15 protein-coding genes are annotated in these 21,942 nt (G+C 58.0%); 14 read left to right on the top strand and 1 reads right to left on the bottom strand.

All coding sequences use genetic code 11. The features are described from left to right. Positions 1 to 13: 13 nt before the first annotated feature. The 14 genes from fdhD to HMPREF9163_RS02200 all read left to right on the top strand — a co-directional run bounded on the left by fdhD (position 14) and on the right by HMPREF9163_RS02200 (position 20,717). On the top strand, positions 14 to 811 hold the full coding sequence (fdhD, locus tag HMPREF9163_RS02265) for a formate dehydrogenase accessory sulfurtransferase FdhD (protein ID WP_009440021.1): 798 nt from the start codon (positions 14 to 16) through the stop codon (positions 809 to 811). A 100-nt stretch (positions 812 to 911) separates the two neighbouring features. Then, positions 912 to 3,932: a formate dehydrogenase-N subunit alpha gene (fdnG, locus tag HMPREF9163_RS02260; protein WP_009440020.1), complete on the top strand. Its 3,021-nt coding sequence runs from the start codon at positions 912 to 914 to the stop codon at positions 3,930 to 3,932. Positions 3,933 to 4,018: 86 nt separating this feature from the next. Then, a complete protein-coding gene (locus HMPREF9163_RS02255) occupies positions 4,019 to 4,891 on the top strand; it encodes a formate dehydrogenase accessory protein FdhE (RefSeq protein WP_009440019.1) in 873 nt (290 codons plus the stop codon). 36 nt (positions 4,892 to 4,927) lie between these two features. Beyond that, positions 4,928 to 5,752: a 4Fe-4S dicluster domain-containing protein gene (locus tag HMPREF9163_RS02250; protein WP_009440018.1), complete on the top strand. Its 825-nt coding sequence runs from the start codon at positions 4,928 to 4,930 to the stop codon at positions 5,750 to 5,752. 5 nt (positions 5,753 to 5,757) lie between these two features. Continuing rightward, positions 5,758 to 6,453: a formate dehydrogenase subunit gamma gene (locus HMPREF9163_RS02245; protein ID WP_009440017.1), complete on the top strand. Its 696-nt coding sequence runs from the start codon at positions 5,758 to 5,760 to the stop codon at positions 6,451 to 6,453. Between the two features lie 115 nt (positions 6,454 to 6,568). Next, a complete protein-coding gene (locus HMPREF9163_RS02240) occupies positions 6,569 to 8,566 on the top strand; it encodes a penicillin-binding protein (protein WP_037345895.1) in 1,998 nt (665 codons plus the stop codon). A gap of 169 nt (positions 8,567 to 8,735) precedes the next feature. After that, on the top strand, positions 8,736 to 9,671 hold the full coding sequence (cysK, locus tag HMPREF9163_RS02235; protein WP_009440015.1) for a cysteine synthase A: 936 nt from the start codon (positions 8,736 to 8,738) through the stop codon (positions 9,669 to 9,671). Between the two features lie 270 nt (positions 9,672 to 9,941). Then, positions 9,942 to 12,074 (top strand): NAD(P)-dependent oxidoreductase, encoded by a 2,133-nt coding sequence (locus tag HMPREF9163_RS02230; protein WP_037345716.1) that lies wholly within the window; start codon positions 9,942 to 9,944, stop codon positions 12,072 to 12,074. After that, entirely contained in the window at positions 12,071 to 12,976 is a 906-nt protein-coding gene (locus tag HMPREF9163_RS02225) for a hypothetical protein (RefSeq protein WP_009440013.1), read from the top strand. The genes HMPREF9163_RS02230 and HMPREF9163_RS02225 overlap by 4 nt, the downstream gene beginning before the upstream one ends. Further along, positions 12,969 to 14,795, top strand: a complete 1,827-nt coding sequence (locus HMPREF9163_RS02220; protein ID WP_009440012.1) for a DUF2194 domain-containing protein — start codon at positions 12,969 to 12,971, stop codon at positions 14,793 to 14,795. The genes HMPREF9163_RS02225 and HMPREF9163_RS02220 overlap by 8 nt, the downstream gene beginning before the upstream one ends. Continuing rightward, a complete protein-coding gene (pelF, locus tag HMPREF9163_RS02215) occupies positions 14,795 to 16,234 on the top strand; it encodes a GT4 family glycosyltransferase PelF (RefSeq protein ID WP_009440011.1) in 1,440 nt (479 codons plus the stop codon). Before HMPREF9163_RS02220 ends, pelF begins: the two co-directional genes overlap by 1 nt. Continuing rightward, the gene (gene pelG / locus HMPREF9163_RS02210; protein ID WP_009440010.1) at positions 16,215 to 17,687 is read left to right on the top strand and encodes an exopolysaccharide Pel transporter PelG; all 1,473 of its coding nucleotides are present in this window, start codon (positions 16,215 to 16,217) and stop codon (positions 17,685 to 17,687) included. Before pelF ends, pelG begins: the two co-directional genes overlap by 20 nt. Before the next feature lie 2 nt (positions 17,688 to 17,689). Continuing rightward, positions 17,690 to 19,681, top strand: a complete 1,992-nt coding sequence (locus HMPREF9163_RS02205) for a Tat pathway signal sequence domain protein (RefSeq protein WP_009440009.1) — start codon at positions 17,690 to 17,692, stop codon at positions 19,679 to 19,681. Positions 19,682 to 19,697: 16 nt separating this feature from the next. Further along, positions 19,698 to 20,717, top strand: coding sequence for an endo alpha-1,4 polygalactosaminidase (locus HMPREF9163_RS02200; protein WP_009440006.1), 1,020 nt, complete (start codon positions 19,698 to 19,700; stop codon positions 20,715 to 20,717). A gap of 55 nt (positions 20,718 to 20,772) precedes the next feature. Here the strand turns inward: HMPREF9163_RS02200 and HMPREF9163_RS02195 are convergent, their stop codons facing one another. Beyond that, positions 20,773 to 21,942: a MalY/PatB family protein gene (locus HMPREF9163_RS02195; protein WP_009440005.1), complete on the bottom strand. Its 1,170-nt coding sequence runs from the start codon at positions 21,940 to 21,942 to the stop codon at positions 20,773 to 20,775.

The following is a 21,942-nucleotide window of genomic DNA, read 5'->3' as shown; positions in this document are numbered from 1 at the left end:
GAAAGACTGGGAAATGGAAATTCAGCGCAGTGACTTTATCGATGTACCCGTAACCCGCTATGTATCGGAGAAGAATGCGTTCGTCCCCGATCATAAATATACTTCCGAGGAGGTCTACTTCGACATTGACCTCAACGGAGAGAACTTCACCACGGCATTCTGTTCGCCCCTTGACTTCGAGGATCTTGTCATCGGGATGCTCGCCCAGATGGGGCGCATCCGCACGTATGACGATATCACAGAGCTGACGGTGGATGCAGAGCACCTCCGCGCCTCGGTCACAACAACGGAGGACGCGCAGCGTTGGGCAGAGGAGGCCGTCAAGAATCCCCGCTACTTCTCAGCACGCAAAATTTTGAAACTGCGCCCCGAGGAGATCTTCGAGCGTCCACGTGACGTACGTTTTCATGCGTCGGATATTCTCGCGACGGCGGATGAGCTGCTCGCGCACCTCTCCAAGACGCACGACACGACGAACGGCGTACACAGTGGGGTCATTTACGATCAGGAGAACAAGAAAATCCTCGTCTTCCGTGAGGATGTCGGCCGTCATAATGTCTTTGACAAACTCTATGGCTGGGCGCTCAAGAACCACGTGGAGATTACCGATAAAATCATCGTTTTCAGCGGACGCTGCTCCTCGGAGATGATGCTGAAACTCGGGCGCATGGGCATCGGGGCGGTTGCGGCGAAGTCCGTACCGACCACCCTCTCGCTCGATGTTGCACGCAAACTCGGCATTACGCTGTGTGCGCGTATGGCACCTGGTTCGTTCTGTGTATACACGAACCCCGAGCGCATTGTACTTTAGGTGAAAACAGGGGATTTCCCCGTTTTTCATAGATGTAATCATTTATAAGGTTTAGGAGAGCCTGTCGGCGGATTTCCGCCGATATGAAAGGAGAATCACGATGAACCTTAGCAGACGTGACTTTTTGAAAGCCACCGGGCTAAGCGGCGTCGGGCTGGCACTTGCAAGTCTCGGTCTGGACGTCGGCAAGGTCGAGGCGGCGGCGAAAGAGTACAAGCTGACGGGCGGTCGGGAATTTACCTCCGTCTGCCACTTCTGCGGCTGCGGTTGCGGCACGATCGGCTATGTCAAGGACGGCAAACTGATCAACCTCGAAGGTGCGGCGGATGCCCCTGTGAATCGCGGAGGCCTCTGCCCGAAGGGAATCGGCTACGGGCATATTCCGAATGCGGAGCTCCGCCCGAAATGCCCGATGTACCGTGCGCCCGGCAGTGATCATTGGGAGGAGATCAGCTGGGAGGAGGCGATCGACCGCGCAGCACGTGCTATGAAGAAGGCGCGCGATGAGAACTGGGTCGGTCAAGACGAGGCGAACGGCTACAAGTTCATGAGCAACCGTACGGATGCCATCGGATTTGTCGGCGGCTCGCAGGTCAACAATGAGGAGTGCTACCAGCTGATCAAGATGGCGCGTGCACTCGGTGTTGTCTTCATTGACAACCAGACGCGTGTCTGCCATGCGACGACACCGCCGGCACTCAATGCGGCGTTTGGGCGCGGCGCAATGACAGGCTCGTGGTACAACCTCAAGCACGCGAAGATGATCTGGATCGAAGGCTCGAACATGGCGGAGTGTCATCCGATGGCGATGAAGAACGTCATGGAGGCAAAGGACAACGGTGCCATCATCGTTCATGTCGACGTGCGCTATACCCGCACCTCGCGCGTGGCAGATCATTTCTTCCAGCTTCGTCCAGGCACAGACATCGCATTCCTCGGAGCACTTATCAATTATATTATTCAGAATAAGAAATACGATGCCGACTATCTGCGCCGCAACACGAACGCCTTCTGCCTCCTGCGCGACGACTTTGACTTCGATGCTGGCATCTTCTCCGGCTATAACGAGAAGACGCGCACCTACAACAAGGAGACGTGGGGCTACAAGCTCGATGCGAACGGCAAGCCGGTGAAAGCCCCTACGATGGCGGCGAAGGGCACGGTCATGGATCACCTTGCGCGTCATTTCTCACGCTACACGTTCGAGAAGGCATCGGCGATTACGGGGATGCCTGTGGCGGATATCAAGAAGGCAGCGGAGCTCTTCTCGACGATCACGCCGACCGTCATGATGTATGCACTCGGTATGACGCAGCACACGATCGGCGTGGAGAATATCCGCTGCTTTACGATCATCCAGCTGCTGATGGGCAACATCGGTGTCTCGGGCGGCGGCATTGACGCAATGCGCGGACAGCCGAACGTGCAGTCCTCGACGGACTACGGCATTATGTTCCAGTATTATCCCGCATACCTCTCCTATCCGACGCATGTGGATGATACGCTTGCGAAGTGGACGCATCACAACGGTACGTTCCGCGCGAAGTTCCTCAAGAACCTGCTCAAGGCATGGTTCGGTGATGCGGCAAATGCCTCGAACGATTACATGTTTAATGCGTTGCCGATCCGCAACGGTACGCACAACGATTCCATGTATATTATGTTTGAAAAGGCGATGGCGGGCATCGTCAAGTGCATCTACGTCTGCGGCCAGAACCCGCAGATGACGAACGCGAACCTCACAATCGTCAACAAGGGGCTCAAGAACCTCGACACACTCATCGTGCAGGATGTCTTCGTCAACGAGACGGCGGCGTTCTGGGAGCGTCCGGGCGACAATCCGGCGGACATCAAGACCGAGGTCATCTTCCTGCCGGCGGGTTCCTACCTCGAACGCTGCGGCTCGATGACGAACTCTATGCGCATGCTTCAGTGGCGCATGAAGGGGCCTGATCCGACGAACGACTCGCGTCCCGACTACTGGATCTGCGACAAGCTCTGGAAGCGCATCGTCTCGCTCTACAAGGACTCCACGGATCCGAAGGACAACACGATCAAGCTTCTCACATGGAACTACGGCGATCCCGAGGCAAACGGAGAGGCGTACGTCGAGAACATCATGAAGGAGTGCAACGGCTACGATCTGAAGGATGGGCATCTCCTGCGCGGCATCCGCGAGATCCGCGACGACGGCACGACGATGGCGGGTATGTGGATCTTTACGGGCGTGTTCGGTGACGGTGTCAATATGACAAAGCGGCGCGGACAAGAAGATCGCGGCGGTATGGGCATCTATCCGAACTACGCGTGGGTCTGGCCCGACAACATTCATATGCTTTACAACCGTGCCTCCTGCGACGAGAACGGCAAGCCCGTACGTCCCGGACAGAAGATCGTCTGGTGGGACGAGGAGAAGGGCATATGGGACGGTTACGACGTTCCCGACGTTGCCGACCGCACGCAGGGCCCGAATACGCCCGGCGGGCAGAAGCCGTTCCGCATGAACGCCGAAGGCTTTGCGCGTCTCTTTGCCGCCGAGCACAGCGATGTGGAGAACGGCGAGACACGCGATCATTCCTATGTACCCGTGGACGGTCCTATGCCTGAGTTCTATGAGCCGGTCGAAAGCCCGACGAAGAATATGATGAACGAGGGACAGAAGACCGAGTTCAACCCCTGCGTCATCTATCCGCGTATTCCGGAACTGCAGAAGATCGGAACGCCGGACGAATATCCGTACGTCCTCTGCTCCTCGAGTCTGACGGAGCACTGGTGCTCGGGAACGATCACGCGCAACATCCCGTACCTCAACGAGCTGGTCAAGGAGCCATTCGTCGAGATCTCTGAGCAGCTTGCAGCCAAGCTTGGCATTCGCGGAGGCGACCGTGTCCGCGTCAGCACGACGCGCTCGGCAATCGAGGTCAAGGCAATGGTCACGAAGCGCGCACAGCCCCTGATGGTCAACGGGAAAGAGACACATATGATCTGGATGCCCTACAACTGGGGCTTCAAGGGACTCTCGAAGGGACCCTCGACAAACTACCTCACCATCGACGCGCTCGATCCGAACGTGCAGGAGCAAGAGTTCAAGGCCTGCCTTGCCAACGTCGAACGGTTGTAACTCCCCTTGCGGCATGAACCGCATGGGACATGACCGCGCAGAAAATCAATAGGAATAACGTCTGAACAGGCGGGGAGACCCCTTTTATGAAAGCTAAGAAAATTGATCCGATGAAGAGCTTCCTTAAGAAGTATCCGTTTCTGAAGGAAAGCGAGCGGATCTATCATTTCGTTGATGAGGCGATCGGCACGCCGGAGACCATCCAGCTGCCCGAACGCGCCGTCCATAAGACGATGACGGAGAAGCTGCCCATCCTGCAGCAGGAGACCTATCGCCGCCGCATGGTGCGTGCGGTCTACCTTATGCAGGAGAAAGTGTTCACCAACATCGCGGAGGCGGATGTTCCGCCGCTCATGCAGGAATCGGCACGCGCATATCTCGCCGTGTTGAAATCCATGCGCAAGGGAGAGAAGGAACAGCTCATCACGGAAGTTCTCACGCAGGACAAGGCCGCATTTGCCGCAACCTGCGAAGCACATGCGCTGAACGAGGGCTTTATCCGCAGTACGATCTGGCGTATCATCGCACATCTCACGCCGCCCGCGCTCAAAGAGCCGGAGACGTGGGCTCCTGACGCAGACCGACCGGAGTTCCGCGAGAACTTTTGTCCCGTCTGTGGACGGCGGCCGGTGATCGCAGATCTTCGCAAACACCGTGAGGGACGAATCCGTCATCTTGTGTGCGGCGGCTGCGGTACGCGTTGGATCTATGCGCGTGTTGGCTGTGTCTACTGCGGCAATACAAATCTGGAGAAGATGCACACCCTTGAGCCGGAACATGACAGCGCGATGCGGCTGGATGTCTGCGATGTCTGCGACAGCTATATCAAGACCTATCGCGGCCCCGTAGACGGCAGTCCGGAGGATGCTATCTACCGGCAGGACTGGGCGAGCGTTCATCTCGATCTCCTTGCCGAGGAGAAGGGCCTTCATAAAAAGGGAAACCCAATATTAGAATAGAACATTTCAATGTACATAAGGAGAGGAGTAAGTGTCATGACACAGGAAATTGCAATGCTGCATGATATGTCGCGCTGCACTGCGTGCCGCGGCTGCATGGTGGCGTGCAAACAGTGGCACGACCTGCCGCCCGATATGGACACACCGTTTGAAGGGCAGTATCAGTCGCACAAGGATCTCAGCTCACGCGTCTATACGCTCATCCAGATGAAGGAGCGCGTTGACGACAAGGGGAAGTTCCACTGGGACTTCTACAAGAAGAACTGTTTCCACTGCGGCGATCCCGCCTGCGCGAAGGGCTGTCCCGAGAACGCCATCGACCGCAATCCGAACGGCACGGTCGTCATCAATGAGGAAAAGTGCGTCGGCTGTCATTACTGCGAGCACAACTGCCCGTGGCACATTCCCAAGATTGACGAGATTCGTCATAAGTCCACGAAATGTGATCTCTGCTACGACCGCATCGCGCACGGCTACGAGACGACGGGAGAGATTCTGAAGCCCTCGTGCGCCAAGACCTGTACGGCACACGCACTTGAGTTCGGCACGATCGAGGAGATGAAGCAGCTCGCGGCGGAGCGCCTCGCGATGATCCAACCGAACCATCCGAACGCGAACATCTACTGTCCCGAGGGGGTCGGCGGCACGCACATGATCTACGTCCTGCCCGACAAACCGGAGGTGTTCGGTCTGCCGGCAAATCCCGTTACGCCGCTCTCGATCGACCTCTGGAAGGCAGGCCGCACCTTTACGAAACTTGCCATCGGCGGCGCTGCTGCCGGTATCGTCGGCGCTATGGTGCTCAGCAAGATGGTTAAATCGAGCGCCAAGAGTGCGGCGAAGGAACAGGAGAAGGGGTGAGCACCATGCTGATCAACAAGAAATATGTGCCGCGCCATGAGAAGGCATTCGCCGTCTGTCACTGGCTCAACGCATTTGCATTCTTCATGCTCTTCCTCACGGCTCTGCCGCTGTATACGGATACCTTCCGATTCATGTACAACATCTTTGGTGATAAGACCCTTATGTATGCGCACCGCGTCTTTGGCGTCATGTTCATCATGACCCCGATCATCGGCTTCATTATCGCACGCAAGGGCTACATCATCATGATTAAGGAGATCTTCAGCTTCGGCAAGAGAGATATGGAGTTCATGCAGAAGTTCCCCATCGAGCTGATGGGAAAGGATCCCCACATGCCTCCGCAGGGCTTCTACAACGGCGGTGAGAAGATGAACATCGCCCTGCAGCTTGCGCTGTCGGTCGTCATCGTCGTCTCAGGTCTCATCCTCTGGATGGGTGACAGCATCCTGCCGGCAACGATCACATCGCTTGCCATCCCCGTGCACAGCATTGGGGCGGCGGTCTGCTTTGCCGCTGCACTCGGTCATATCTATCTTGCGGCAGGGGTCAATCCGGACTCCCTGCACGGCATGAAGGACGGTACGATCAAGGCGTCCTACGCGGCGCATCACCACGGCGCATGGGTGAACGAACTCATCTCCGAGGGCGTTGTGACGCGCGAGGAGATCGAGCAGGCAGAAAAAGAGGATCATCACTGATTCCGTCACATTGACGAAAGTCGCTGCGGCGCAGAGCGCTGCGGCGGCTTTTTTTTCGTGCGCGTTTATGGTATGATGACACGGGAATGATTTGATGAGCGGGGGCACAGACACGATGAAAAATGTTCGAGCGACGGTACAGGGGCGCATTGCGCGGGTTGCCCTTTTGATGTTCGCATTTCTCGTCATGCTGACCTTTCGCTATGGATATCTGCAGGTTATTCAGGGGGACGATCTTGCGCAGCGCATGCGCGACCAGAGCGGCTACGAGTTCCGCATCCAATCCCTGCGCGGCGCGATTCTCGACCGCAACGGCAAGGAGCTCGCCGTCAGCAATATGACGAAATCGCTCTTTATCGATCCGAACCACGTCTATGAGTCGCATGATCCTGCAGAGATTGCTGCCGATATTGCGCCGCTCCTCGGGCTCTCGAGGCAGGAGATCCTCGATGACATCGCCGTCGGCGGCGGCTTCGTCTGGGTCAAGCGGAGACTTGAGCACAGCGAATACGAAGCGGTGCGCGCCGTCATCCGTGAGAAGGGCTACAGCGACTGCCTCGGCTTTCAGAACGAGGCGAAGCGCTACTATCCGAACGATGCCCTCGCGGCGAACGTGCTCGGCTTCGTCGGCACGGATGACGAGGGACTCGACGGCGTGGAGCAGGCACTCGATCCGCTGCTCAAGGGGGAGGTGCGCGAGGAGCGCCTGACCGTAGACGGACAGCGGCGTCCGATCCTCGATTCCATCTTCTTCGGGCGGCGCACCTATCGCGGCGACTACTGCAAGACAGCGGTGCTGACGATCGACAGCACGATTCAGTTCATGGTGGAGCAGGAGCTCGATCGCGCGATGGCGGAGAACAACCCCGCCTCGATCACGGCGATCGTCATGGATCCGAAGACGGGTGAGATCCTCGCGATGGCATCGCGCCCCTCGTATAACCCAAATCGCTTCTGGGATTACCCGCAGGAGAATTGGAAGAACCGTGCCGTCTCCTTTATCTATGAGCCGGGCTCCACGTTCAAGGCGATTGTTGCAGGCGCGGCGCTGCAGGAGGGCATCGTCACACCAAATCAGGTCTTTTTCGACCCCGGCTACGTCATGGTATCGGGGAGGCGCATCCAGAACTGGAGCAATGAGAGCTACGGCGCCGTCACCTTCACCGACATCGTGAAGAACTCACTCAATACGGGCTTTGCGCAGGTCGGGCTCTCACTCGGAGCGGAGAAGCTCATGCACTATACGCGGCTCTTCGGTTTTGGTGCACAGACGGGGATCGATCTGCCGGGCGAGGAGGAGGGCATTCTTTTCAAGCCCGAGGATATGCGCGATTCGGATATTGCGACCACTGCCATCGGGCAGAGTATTGCCGTAACACCGCTCCAGCTTGTGACGGCAATGTCCGCGATCGCCAACGGCGGCACACTCATGCGCCCGCATATCGTGCGCGCGATCAAGAATCCTGACGGCTCCGTCTATGAGGAGCGCACACCGCAGCCCATCCACGAGACGCTGCAGCGCACGGTGAACCGCACGCTCATCGGCCTCCTCGAGCAGGTCGTAGCAACGGGCGGCGGCTCGAAGGCGGGGGTCAAGGGGTATCGCATTGCGGGCAAGACCGGCACGGCGCAGAAGATCCGCCTTGACACCTCCGGCTATATGGAGGGGCGCTATATCGCCTCGTTCTGTGGATTCGCCCCCGTAGAGGATCCGATCTTCACCGTGCTCGTCATGATCGACGATCCGCGCGGCGGCAACTTCTACGGTGGACAGATTGCCGCGCCCGTTGCCTCACGCATCTTCGCACAGCTCCTGCGCTACGCGCATGTCGAGCCGTCGAGTAATCCCTTTACACAGGCAGAGGAGAGCGAGGAACCTGCACGCACGACGGGAGAGGAGAAGCGCATGGAGGCCGTTGCGACACCGCCCGAGGGCAAGGCTCTCGTGCCGGACTTCACGGGGCTCTCCATGCGTGAGGCGGCGCGTCTCGCCGAGCAGCGCGGTCTCTTCTTCGAGAGCGAGGGCACGGGCGCTGCTGTTTCTCAGAGCCTCAGCACCAACGATATTGTCGATCAGGGAACACATATCAAGGTCTATTTCGCGCCGACATGAGGATGGTATTTGGAGCGAAAATAGATCAATGGAATCGCCACATAAAGAATGCTTTGTGTGGTGATTTTATTTTTCACGGAGCACTTGACATGCCATGCAAAATGGAGTAATATATAAACATACTTTTTCGATATGTTTACTTTTGAGAAATAATAAAGGAGAATGGGGCATGGCAAATATCTACCAATCGGTGACAGAGCTGATCGGACGTACGCCACTGCTTGCGGCAAAGGCGTTTGCAAAGGAGTATAATCTTCCAGCAAACATCGTCGTAAAGCTCGAGTATTTCAATCCGGCGGGTTCGGTGAAGGATCGCATTGCAATTGCGATGATCGAGCAGGCGGAGCGTGATGGTAAGATCGCGCCAGGGGCGACACTGATCGAGCCGACGAGCGGCAATACAGGTATTGGCATCGCTGCCATTGCAGCTGCGCGTGGTTATCATGCGATCCTCACGATGCCGGAGACGATGAGCGTGGAGCGCCGCAACCTCCTCAAGGCATATGGAGCAGAGATTGTGCTGACGGATGGCTCGCAGGGCATGAAGGGGGCGATTGCACGCGCCGAACAGCTGCAGAAAGAGATCCCGAACTCCTTCATCCCGTCGCAGTTCGAGAATCCCGCGAACCCTGCGGTGCACGAGCGCACGACGGGGCCTGAGATCTGGACGGACACGGATGGCAATATCGATGCGTTTATTGCAGGTGTCGGAACGGGCGGCACGGTCTCGGGTGTCGGCCGTTATCTCAAGAGCAAGAAGCCGTCCATTCATGTTGTCGCCGTGGAGCCGGTCGACTCGCCCGTCCTTTCGGGCGGCAAGCCGGGCCCACATAAGATCCAGGGCATTGGTGCAGGATTCATCCCCGCGACTCTCGATACGAAAGTATACGACGAGGTCATTCAGGTGAAGAACGAGGATGCCTTTGCCTACGGAAGGGAGTTCGCACGCCGCGAGGGCGCACTGGTCGGGATCTCTTCGGGCGCTGCCCTTGCGGCAGCGGTGGAGCTTGCGCGCCGTCCGGACTTCGCGGCTAAGACGATTGTTGTGCTCCTGCCCGATGGCGGTGACCGTTATCTCTCCACGGATCTTTTTGCTGATCGATAATTCATAGACAGTCTGCCACCCGATACAAAATACTGTTTCGGATGGCAGACTTTAGTAGAATAGACCCAGATGAATAAAGATTAATTTACCACAAAAACTAAATAAAAACCTTGCGACATTGTGCCTAACAATATATACTAGACGCATTACCTGTAATTGATACAGGAAAAGTCGGCTTTATTTTATGAATCTTAGAAAGCCGTCTAATTTCTGTGAATAATTGGGGCGTTGCTGTTCTGAACGCACTGACTGAAACTATGGGACTAGTGTATGAGCACATGGACAAAAAAAGTAATGTTTGTGGGGCTTCCACGTTATTTTGAACAGATTCTTGCAGCGTGTTTTCGCAAGGAGGCGTGGGAGGTTTCGCGCATCGCGGCAGGGGAGGGGAATTTGCCGCAGGGGATTCGGACGTACGACTGTACCATCGAGAGTGAGGAGGCAAAGACCGTTTTTGCCGTGCAGAATCTGGATCTCCTCATCTATCGCCTGGAGCGCGATCCCGCCCATGCCGCTGCACGGCTCGATGCGCTCCTCCGCCTTGCAGTGGGCGCTCGCGTGCGGCGTATCTTCTTGCTGTCGAATGATGAGGTGTTTGCGCCGGGAACCCAGCCCGTGGAGACGGATGCACCCGCGCCGCAGACGGAGACGGGGCGTCTCCTCGTGCGCTTGGAGAGCATTGGGCTTACCTATCGCGCACAGGGTGCACCCGTTACCATCCTGCGCCTCGCTGAACTCTATGCACCGGGACAGACGTCCGACGATGGATTCATCGGGCGTCTTTTTGGTGCGCCTTTGATGCGCCGTCCGATTCCGCGTTATTCGGCGACTGAGGAAGTCTCCTACGGACTTCTCGATGCGCGGGATGCGGTCTTTGCCGTCTATCAGGCGGCGGATCGCGGCTTCGACAGTTCGCATTTGCACATTCCTGCACCGCAGGGGACGACGATCGCAGAGCTGTATCAGATCTGTTCCGATTTTTTTCCGCGCATGAATGCGCAGGAGGAGCCGCGCGAGCCGAATGGGCGTGCTGTCATGAAGAGCTCTCTCATCGAGGAGCAGCTTGGCTGGCGCTCGCGTCGTCCGCTTGCCCCGGGGCTGAAGGAGACATGGGAGGCAATGGAGGCGGCGCGCGATGCCTATGTGGAGGATATCCGTGAATTCTCACGGCTTGCATCGCTTGGACGGATTCGTCTGAAGATGATACCTTATGCGGAAAATCTGGTGGGTGCACTTGCGACGTTCGGCGTCTCCTATTTGCAGGGCGGCTCATCCGTGAACAGCATGACCGCATTTGATTTTGCCTTTCTCTATATCGGCTGCATGGGGCTTCTCTACGGAAAGCGGCAGGCGCTCATTGCTGCGGTGCTCTCACTCATTCTGCTCATCGTCAACCTGCTCGGGCAGGGCGGGGATCTCGTGGCGATGCTCTACAATCCGGGCGAGTTCCTGCATTTCGTCTCGTATTTCTTTGTTGCTGTTCTGACGGGCTACTTTGCTGACCGCGCAAGCTATCGCCAGGAGTCGGACGGCCGTGTGAAGCGCCGTCTGCAGTACCGCTGCTCATTCCTGGAGAAGATTTTCAAGGAAAATCTCGCGGTAAAGGATCGTCTGTATCGTCAGATTGTCAACTCCGACGACAGCATCGGACGTCTCTACCGCATCATCTCGCGGCTGGATTCGGTCGAGACGGAGAATCTGTTCACCCAGACCGCCTCGATCACAGCAGATATTCTGGATGTCAGCGATGTTGTGGTCTATGTCGTCGGCGAGGGCGGCTACTATCTGCGCCAAAAGGTGCGCCTTGGGAAAGGAACGGCGGATATGCCGCGTTCCTTGCGCGTCGAGGACTACCCCTATCTGGGTGAGATGCTGCGTGAAAAGAAGATCTTAGTGAACCGCGACCTGGTGCAGGGGCTGCCCGATCTGGCGGCGCCGATTTCCTACGAGGGGCGGGTTATTGCGGTGCTCCAAATCTACCATTTGGACTTTGAACAGTGGAGCCTCTATCAGCAGAACCTGCTCTCCATCACAGCGCGGCTTGTCTCGAGCTCGCTCGGGCGCGCCTATGAGTGGGAGAAGGAGACGGCGGGGCGCAAGTATCTCGATGAGACGCGCATTCTGCGTGCGGAGGAGTTCCGCAAGGTGGTCGAGGAGTTCCGCGAGCGTCGCCGCATGCAGCAGGATTATCCCGTGACGCTGCTCCCGATCAAGGTGAATGGGATGACGTACAGCAAGCTCGATCATCAGATTGCGAACAGCATCCGCGCTGAGGACTTCATCGGAGCAACACCGGAGGGCGTCTCCCTCCTCCTGCCCGATGTTGCAGGCAAGACGCTGGACATGGTGCGTGAACGCCTGGCGAAGGCCGGTGTAGAGACAGAGGAGTGCCAGGCGTTATGATGGGCGGCGGATTTGCAGGAATAGAGGCGGGGGTCGCCGTATATGCGGCCACCGTACTTGTCTATACAGCAGCTGAGGCGCGCCGCCGGGGGAAAATCTCCGCCGTTGCCAAGGGGGCTTTTTCGCTTGCTATTCCGGTCGCGGGGTTGGCGATCCTCGTGTTGTACGATTTTTTTGGCAAGACACTGGGGCTCATGGATCGGACGGAGCCGAAGGACGGAGACGAGAACCTGAGCCTATCTTTCGACGAGCATGCGTATAGCGGGGATATTGTGCCGCTGCATGACATATTTCTGATGGACGATGCGAAGCTGAAGCGCAAGTTCTTCACCGATGCAATCAAGCAGAATGTGGTGGAGCGGCAGTCGATTCTGAATGAGGCCGTGCATGACAGCGACCGCGAGATCGCCTACTATGCCGTGTCGCTGATGACGGCGCATATGGAGCAGCTGAGTGAGGAGATCTATGCGCTCGAGGAGGAGATCAAGCGCGGGAACGACGATGACGTACTCCTGAACGAATACGTTGCAAAGGTGCGCGAATTCCTCCTGCGCCAGTACGGCGACAGCGTCATCCGCGCGCAGCAGCGGACGCGCTACATGGAGATGCTGCGCGTCCTCGCCGAGCGCCATCCGGAGCATCCCACCTATCAGGCAGAGAGCATCCGCGAAATGATCCGCGCGGGGCAGCTCGAGGAGGCGGAGCACTCATGTGCTGTGTTTCGTGCGCAACATCCGAAGGCGGAGCTGCCGCTCCTTCTTCTGCTCCACCTTGCGCAGGCTGCGCATGATACGGATCGTCTGCGGGAAACCATCGACGCATTGAAGAGGCTCCCGGTGCGTCTCAGCAATGAGGCGATGCAGGCGATCCGCTACTGGGACGGAGGTGCGGCGCATGAATAACCGCAGTCTCTGCCTCCTCCTGCTCATTGCCTTCCTCCTCGGGTGCTTCTTCCAGTACAGCCGTCTGGACGGATTCCTGCATCTAGGGGGAGTGGACAACGCGCTGTCGATCGATGGTTCTCTGCGTCCTGCGCCGCCCGAGGAGGAGCTGCCGCGCGAGAAATTTCTCATTATCTACGATCCGGAGGATGTGCCGAGTATGTACGCGCGGCACAATATGGAAAAAATCCTGACGGAGAAGCGGAAGGCGTTCGAGAGTGTTCCTCTCACGGCTTCTTTTGTCATAGATCAGTCCAATCGGGGGGTCATCCTCGCGACCGGGCGTCTTGGCGCGGTAAAGATGCTGCCCGCAGTTCTGGACTATGGAAGCGCAGGCGGCAGCATTCTCCTTCTGCAAAAGATTGAGCAGGAGGAGGTCTTTCCAATCTCGGCGGATGTGCTGCGGACGTTTGGCGTTGAGCAGCTGGGGGCGACGACGGATGTGCTGGGGATTCACCTCCTGACGAATTTCCTCGTCGGCGGCAAGGATTTCAGCTTTGGCGAGGGATCGGTCTACACGACCCATGCGAATGTACTCAGCCTCGCTCCGACTGTGACCTCGCACATACAAAGTCTCGATGGGACGCCGATCCTATGGGAGCAGCCGATCGGCGCGGGGCGCATTTACGCCTACAACGGGGTGGAGCGCGACGATAAGACGAATGTCGGCATTCTGACCGCAATGATTGCACATTGTGGGGAGGATACGATCTACCCTGTGGTCGGTGTGAAGATCTTTTTTATTGACGACTTTCCGGCTCCCATTCCGGAAGGATATTTTTACAAGATTCACGATGAGCTGGGCGTTGATACGGAGACGTTCTACCGCAAAATCTGGTGGCCGTTCATGCAGCAGCTCGCAAAGGATGAGGACATTTGCTACACGGGTGTCATCATCGAGACATACGGGGATCAGGTCAAAGGTCCGTTCCGTCCGCTTGGGGGACGTGCGGCGCGCGATGGGCTCATCATCTACGGACGCGAACTCCTCAATATGGGCGGTGAGCTTGGTCTGCACGGCTACAACCATCAGTCCCTGGCACCGGATGGCTACGGGCAGGGTGAACTGGACTATGTGCCGTGGGAGAGCCAGGCGGATATGGAGGAGTCGCTGCGGGAGCTGCGCAGCTATATCAAATCCGTCTATCCGAACTATGTGTTCCGTTCCTATGTGCCGCCTTCGGACATCCTGAGCCCCGAGGGGAAGCAGGCGGTGGAGAACGTCTTCCCCGAGGTCAAGGTGTTCGCTTCACTTTTTGACGGCCCTGCGGACAAGAAGGCGTACTATCAGGAGTTTGAGCGTCGGCCCAACGGCGTCTATGAGATCCCGCGCATCAGCTCGGGGCATGCCGCAAGCGGGCTCATGTACTGGCAGGAGATCGGCGTACTGAACTACAACGGCACGTTTGCGCACTTTGTCCACCCCGATGAGATTTTCTACGAGGAGAGTAAGGACAGCAGCTGGCGTGAGATGGAGATCGGGCTGAAAAATTTCATGCACGATGTGAATAGGCGGTTTCCATGGCTGACGACGACGACGATCTCTGAGAGTTTGCCGTACTACTCGGATTACTTCGATATGGACTACCGCGTACGGCGGACGGATGAGGGGATGGAGCTCTATACCTGGAACTGCAGAGGCGAGCTGCGCTTCCTCCTGCGTACAGCGCATGAAATCGAACGTACGGAAGACTGCACAGCGGAGATCGTGGACGAAGGCGTCTATCTCATTCGCACGAGCGCACCCGAGGCACGCATTTATTGGAAGGAGGTGGACTGATGCGGATATGTCTCCTGGCAGAAGGCTCCTACCCCTACGTTGTGGGCGGCGTGTCCTCCTGGATTCAGATGCTTATGTCGGGGCTCCCGGAGCATGAGTTTGTCATATATTCGATCGGTGCGGAGGCAAAGGATCGCGGAAAATTTAAATATGAGCTGCCGAAAAACTGCATCGGTGTTGAGGAGATGTTCCTCGACGAGATCCTCTCGCAGCGTGCGGCGGAGATGCAGGAGGGCATCCTCACGGGGGAGGAGCAGCAGACGCTCTATGAGCTGGTGTGCGGCGAGTGGGATGTCCCGCTTGCGCGGCTTGCAGAGATTTTCTCCTATGGCCGCTGGAAATCGCCGCTCGCGGTCTTCATGTCGAGTGATTTCTTCGACGTGATCGTCCGCGTCTACCGCAGGGAGCACAATAATCTCCCGTTCACCGATTTCTTTTGGACGATGCGCTCGATGCTCCTGCCGCTCTTTTATCTCATGCAGCAGAAGCTGCCCGCGGCCGATGTCTATCACAGTGTTGCGACGGGATACTGCGGCGTGATCGGCGGACTCGCGGCACAGCTGCATCAAAAGCCGTTCATCATCACAGAGCACGGCGTCTATGCGCGCGAGCGCGAGGCGGAGATCATCAAGAGCGACTGGGCAAAGACGGACTTCAAGGGCATCTGGATCCGCTATTTTTACTATCTCGCGCGCCTTTCCTACCATGCGGCGGATCATCTCTATACGCTGTTCGGACATAACGGCAGGATTGCCGCAGATCTCGGCTGCGCGCCGGAAAAGATCAGCATTGTCCCAAACGGGGTGCATATGGAGCGCTTTGCCGGTGTTCCGGAGCTCACGGATCACGGCGAGCCGATCACAATCGGTGCGGTGGTGCGCGTTGTGCCGATCAAGGATATCCTGACCCTCCTGCGCGCCTTTGCGGTCGTCAAGCGCGAGCTGCCGGATGCGCGGCTCATCATCATGGGCGGCATGGACGAGGATCCGGACTATGCTGCGGTCTGTCATCGGACGATCCGCATGCTGGGACTCGAGGATGTGACGTTCACCGGCTCGGTTCCAGTGGCGGACTATCTGCCGCAGATCGACATCATGGTGCTCTCGAGCATCAGCGAGGGTCAGCCGCTCGCCGTGCTTGAAGGATTCTCGGCGCACCGCCCCTACGTGGCAACAGATGTAGGGTGCTGCCGTGAGCTGATCTATGGCGACGGCGATGCATTTGGTTCTGCGGGCGCGGTGGTCGCACCGATGGACTACGAGGCAATGGCATATGAGATTGTGCGTCTGGCTCGCAGCTATGAGCTGCGGCGCACGATGGCGGCAGCCGGCTTTGCGCGGGCGCAGGCGCGCTACACCTATGAACAGTTCGTTGCCTCGTATCGGCAGGCGTATGAACACGCAGCGAAGGAGGGACCGCATGGCGGGCGTCGGATTTGAACTCAAGCGTCTGTTTCGGGCGCGTACGGCAGCGGGACATATCAAGGCGTATTCCTACTCCGCGCTGGTCACATCGGGGCCGTTTGCGCTCCTCGCCGGCATGGTGCTCGCGGTTCAGATGCTCTTTCAGGTCTTCAATGCGGGTGCAGATGAGTCGGCGGTCTTTTTGGGGGCGGTCGTTTACTCCTTTGTATTCTCGCAGCTGCTTTCGTGCGGCTTTACGATCGTCCTGACGCGCTATCTTGCGGACTGTATCACGGTGCAGCACTACCGCGACGTGACACCCTCCATGTTTGGCATGAGCGCGATCCTGCTCACGCTCGGGACGATTGCCTCCGTGCTGTTCTTCTGGGGCAAGCCGCTCGCGTTTGAGCTGAAGCTGCTGTCTCACATCTTCTTCTCGCTGCTGCTGCTCGTCTGGGTCGGCAGCGTCTACCTCACGGCGGTGAAGAAGTTCAAGTATCTGATCCTCGGCTATCTCGGCGGCGTTCTGATCAGTCTCGCACTGGCGGCATTCCTCCTGCACGGTGCCTATCTTCCGCCCGCGGCGGCAGCACTGCTCGGAATGGATGTGGGGATGGGCGCACTCGTGCTTTTCTTTTTCCTGTATGTGACGAGCCGGTTCGGGCTTCCGCACGATGGGATGCTCTTTGCCTTCCTGCCCTACCTTGGGCGGCATGGGCGGCTCTTCATCGGGGCATTTGGCTATACACTCGGACTCTTCCTGCCGAACATCATCATTTGGCAGGGGCCGTGGGGCGTGCTGATTGAGGATACGTTCCTTTATGCGCCGCGCTATGATGTCGTCGTGTTCTATGCGCTGCTGTCGATTCTGCCGCTCACGGCCATGTTTGTCGTGAAGGTGGAGACGCATTTTTACGAGCGCTATGTGCATTACTTCAATGCGATTACGCGCGGCGGCAACCTCCACCTGATTGAGGATACGCGCAAGGATCTGCTCTACGTCATGTGGTTTGAGCTGCGGCAGGCGTTTGAGTTCCAGTTCGTATTCACCCTCGTATTCCTGGCGTTCGGCAACTATGTGCTCTCGTTTGCGGGGCTGGACTATAACTCCGTGAATATGTTCAGTGTCATGCTCTTTGCCGCATTCTTTACGGGTGCACTGCAGGTGCTCATGATCATGCTGGAGTACTTCGATTTTCAGAGCAGCGTCTGGCGGATCGGCGCGCTCGCGGCCGGGGGCAATTTCGTCTTCGGTATGATGAGTCTCTGGCTGGGAGAGAAAAGCTACGGATTCGGCTTCTTCCTCGCCACTGCCCTTGCGCTTGCGTACGCCGTATGGGCGCTCATCCGTTTCGGGCACGGGATCAACTACTATGTGTTCTGTGCGCAGCCTGTGTTCTACCAGGCGAATGCGGGGATTTTCTACACGATTGCAAATTGGCTGTACGGGGAGGAGCTTCCCGATCTCGAAAGGATGGAGAAGGCGTGAGGATGATGCGAAAGGCGCTGCAGCGCCGCAATGCCCTCCTGCGTTCTGCGGCGGTGTGCGCGCTCTGCCTCGGGGCGATGGCGGACGATGCACTGGCAGCGAGTCACGACACGCTGCATGATGTGCCGGGCTACTTTTCCTATATGTCGAATGTGGAGGCGGAGATCCGCTCCTATCATGCCGCGGTGAACGCTCTCGCACAGGCGAAGACCGATCTCGAGAATGCGCGTGCAAATCTCGCGGAGGCGCGCGCGGCAACGGAGGATGCGGCGAAAAACCTCGTCCTCGTCGGGCAGAATCTCAGAGCTGCCGAGGACCATCTTGCCGCTGTCCGTACTGCCCTCTCAGTTGCCGAGGAGGCGAGCGCAGCACGCACGGCAGAGGCGATCGCCGCACAGCAGGCGGAGGCGGACTATGCGCCGCAGGTCTATGCACAGCGCGCTCAGGTCAACGCGCTGAGTGCGCAGGAGAGGCGTCTCACGGATACGGGCACAGGCAGTGCCGCCGGCTCTCGCCGCGCGGAGGTCGTCGCACGCGTTCTCAGCGAAGTCGGCTATGAGCAGAACCGCATCGTGGACGCGCAGATCATGGTTGAGGCGGCACTGGCGGGCGGCTCTGTTGGCGCGGGGGTGGAAGGCGGTACGACGCAGATCGATGCCATCTCGGCGCAGCTGACGGCGGCGCAGGCGGCACTCGATGCTGTGGAGGTACATTTTGACGCGCTGACGGCGGCACGCGAGATGGCGGAGGATGCCGAGCGCGACGCGCGCGAATTGGTTGCGGAATATCGGCAGGAACTGACCGCGAGCACGGCAGATCTCACACAGCTGCAGAGCGACCGCGTCGAGGCGGAGAACTACGACCGCGAGGCACGGGCGTGGGCATCCGAGGCTGCGCGTGATGAGGTGACGGCACAGAAGCAGCTCGCACAGAGCGAGCACGCGCTGAAGTACCTCGGCGAGGGCGAGGGCTATCAGACTGGGCTCGAATACTATGCCTGGCATGGCGACCATGCGGGGCATCAGCTCTATCTGCCATTCTCCTACTTCGCACGCACCCATGCGGGCAGGACGAAGCTGGACTATGGGCTTTCGACAGGCTACGTGAAGTCGGATACGGGCTATGAGAACGGCAGCGTTTCCGGATGGACAGATACGCAGCTGAGTGTTACACTGCGGAACGAGAAAAAGGTCAATCGTGTCAACTATGGCTTTGCGCTGAATGTACCGACGGGGCAGAGTCGTTTTGCACGCTATGCTGTTGTGCCGGAGGGGCTTGCGCGTTTTACGGACTTTGGTGCAGGATGGCAGTACATTCCGAGCATTGAGGTTGTCCATCTCTTCACCGAGCGTGATCGTTTGACGGGACGCTTGAGCTACGCCATGCGGAGTGGCTATGACTACGCGAAGGAAGTGCCGAGCGCACATGTCTCGCCGGGCAATATTTTCTCACAGGAAGTGGAATATCTCCATGCGGGAGATAAGAAGCAGTACATGGTGCAGCTCTACCATAGCTCCACTGAGCACTCCGAGCAGGATGCGGCAGATACGGACAACGGCACGATTACGGGAAAGAACCACTATCGTGACGGTGATGAGTGGGAGCTGCGCTTCTTTCACAATCAGCAGATCTCGAAGAAGAACGAGCTGCAATTCTATACCATCTACGCTCTGACCGAGGCGGCGAGCGGCATCACCTCGCAGTCGGTTGCGCGCCAGTACTATGGGCTTGGGGTGCGTCACCGTATCTCGGATAAACTCACGTGGCAGCTCATGGCGCACTATGCGCACGTCAACAACACCTCTGATCCGCTGCGCACGGCACTCAATACGGGCGGTGGATTCAGTCGCCGTTCCCTCGTCGCGGGCGTGGAGTGGAAGATCACGGAGCGCAGGAATTTCACCTTTCAGGCGGAGCGCTATGTCCGCCGTGATGAGGGTGGCTTTGGCTACAACGGCTGGGACTTTACCCTCTGGTATCAGGAGAGCTTGTAAAAACACAGGAGGGCGTATGGGAAAGATCAAAAAGGGCGTTGCAGCGCTTCTCGTGGGAGCTGCGGGGATGTTTGGGCTGCAGCAGCTGCCGCATGCGGCATGCGATGAGGTGCAGGGCGCTCCAACAGAGAAGGCATTCACGCCGGAGACGGCGATGGTCGATCTCACGGAGCAGCTCGGCGTCTATGCACGGGGGCGCATCCCCACATTCCTCCTTGTCGGCAACGGTCCCACAGGGCTCCTCGAGGTGACAGAATACAATTCGGAGGAGAATGTCGCACGCCTCATTCGTGCGCTTGACGGATTTTTTATGGAGTCTCGCTTCTATGACGGCTACGAAGAGGACGGGGAGAAGGCGGAGCGCCATGACAGCGAGACAGATGAATTTCTCGCGGCAATGCTCCGCAAGCCGCTGCTCGCGGGCAAGCAGGTCTTTGTCCTCGACTATGTCAAGGGCAAGAAGCTCCGACATGTGCAGGAGCTGGGCGCTGCGGAGGGCTATGTCGCCGACGGCGGCGACCGCCTCCTCAATGTAATTCCCGACCGTCGTCCAATGCACGAGAATGCGGACGATGTCACGCAGTTAAAACAGGTGAAGAATTTCCTCGTGCTGCTGAATCCCGAGCATTTCAAGACACGTGAATCCTACATCAACGCGCTTGCGGCGACGAACTACGATCTCCTCATCGTCGACCTCTACTATGATGACCGTCCGCTCACGCGCGAGGAGACCGCGCGGCTGAAATGCAAGGCGCACGGCGGGCAGCGCCTCCTCCTCTCATATATGAGCGTCGGCGAGGCGGCGGTCTATCGCCCCTACTGGCAGAGCGCGTGGACGAATGAGCGTCCGCACTGGCTCGCGGGGGCGAACCCGGAGTGGCCGGGCAGCTACAAGGCACGCTATTGGTCGCAGGAGTGGAACGACCTCCTCTACGGCAGTCCAAACGCCTACCTCGATATGATTATGGCGGCAGGCTTCGACGGCGCGTTTCTTGATGTTATGGACGCGTGGCAGTATTTTAGAGAAAATGAATGAACATAAAAATGGGAGACACCGTGAAGATGCGGTGTCTCCCATTTTTTGTGCGATTTTAGGCAAATGCCTCGGCGAGATTTTTAAGCCCTTGTTCGAGCGTTGCCCATGGACAGGCGATATTGATGCGCTGAAAGCCGCTGCCGCCCGCACCGAAGATGGGGCCATCGTCGAGCCAGAGGTGCGCGTCGCGGATGATCTTCTCGTTCAGCGCCTCGTCGGTCAGTCCGTAGGCGGAGAAGTCGAGCCAGAGGAGATACGTTCCCTCGGGCTCGATGAGCGTCACCTTCGGGAGGTGCTGCGCGAGGAATGTCCTTGTGCGTGTGTTGTTCTCTTCCAGATATGCGAGAAGCTCTGTGAGCCACGCTGCGCCGTGCTCATACGCCGCCTTTGCACCCGTGAGACCAAGCGTGTTCGGTTCGTCATAGCCGGTTTTGCTCAGTTCGTCCTTGAAACGGCGGCGTAGTTTCTCGTTTCGGATGAATATATTGGAGATCTGAAGCCCCGCGAGATTGAAGGTCTTACTCGGCGAGGTGCAAGTGACGGTGATTGCTGCTGCCTCCTCCGAGAGCGAGGCAAACGGGATATGCCGGAAGCCCGGGCGCACGAACTCCTCATGAATCTCATCCGCGACGACGATGACGTTGTGGCGGAGGCAGACGGCGGCGATCTGTTCGAGTTCCGCACGTGTCCAGACGCGACCAACAGGATTGTGCGGGCTGCACAGGATGAAGAGCTTGACGCTGTGCTCGACGATTTTCTGCTCGAAATCCTCGAAGTCAATCGTATAGTGCCCGTCCTCAAGGCGCAGTGGATTATCGACAAGCGTGCGTCCGTTTTGCCGGATCATGTTCGCAAAGGGATAGTAGACGGGCTGTTGGATGAGCACGGCGTCATTTGGATTCGTAAATGCGCGGATGGCGGTCGCGATCGCAAAGACAACGCCGGGTGTGAGGATGAGCTCGCGCCGCTCAACCGTCCAGTCATGGCGTGTGCGGAACCAGTTCTGAAGGACGGCGAAATAGTCGTCCTTCACCTGTGTATAGCCGAAGATGCCGTGCTCTGCGCGTGCTTTGAGCGCGTCAATGACGGGGGCAGGGGCGCGGAAGTCCATGTCCGCGACCCAGAACGGCAGGATATCCGCAGGGTAGCCGCGCTCGACAGCAAAGTCGTGTTTTAGACAGGAGGTGTTTCTGCGGTCGATGATTTCGTCAAAGTTGATGGGCAT

This window comes from Selenomonas sp. oral taxon 138 str. F0429, assembly GCF_000318175.2.
Classification (GTDB): Bacteria; Bacillota; Negativicutes; order Selenomonadales; family Selenomonadaceae; genus Centipeda; species Centipeda timonae.
Note: the sequence above shows the minus strand (reverse complement) of the source record. Positions and strands in the feature narration are given on the sequence as shown.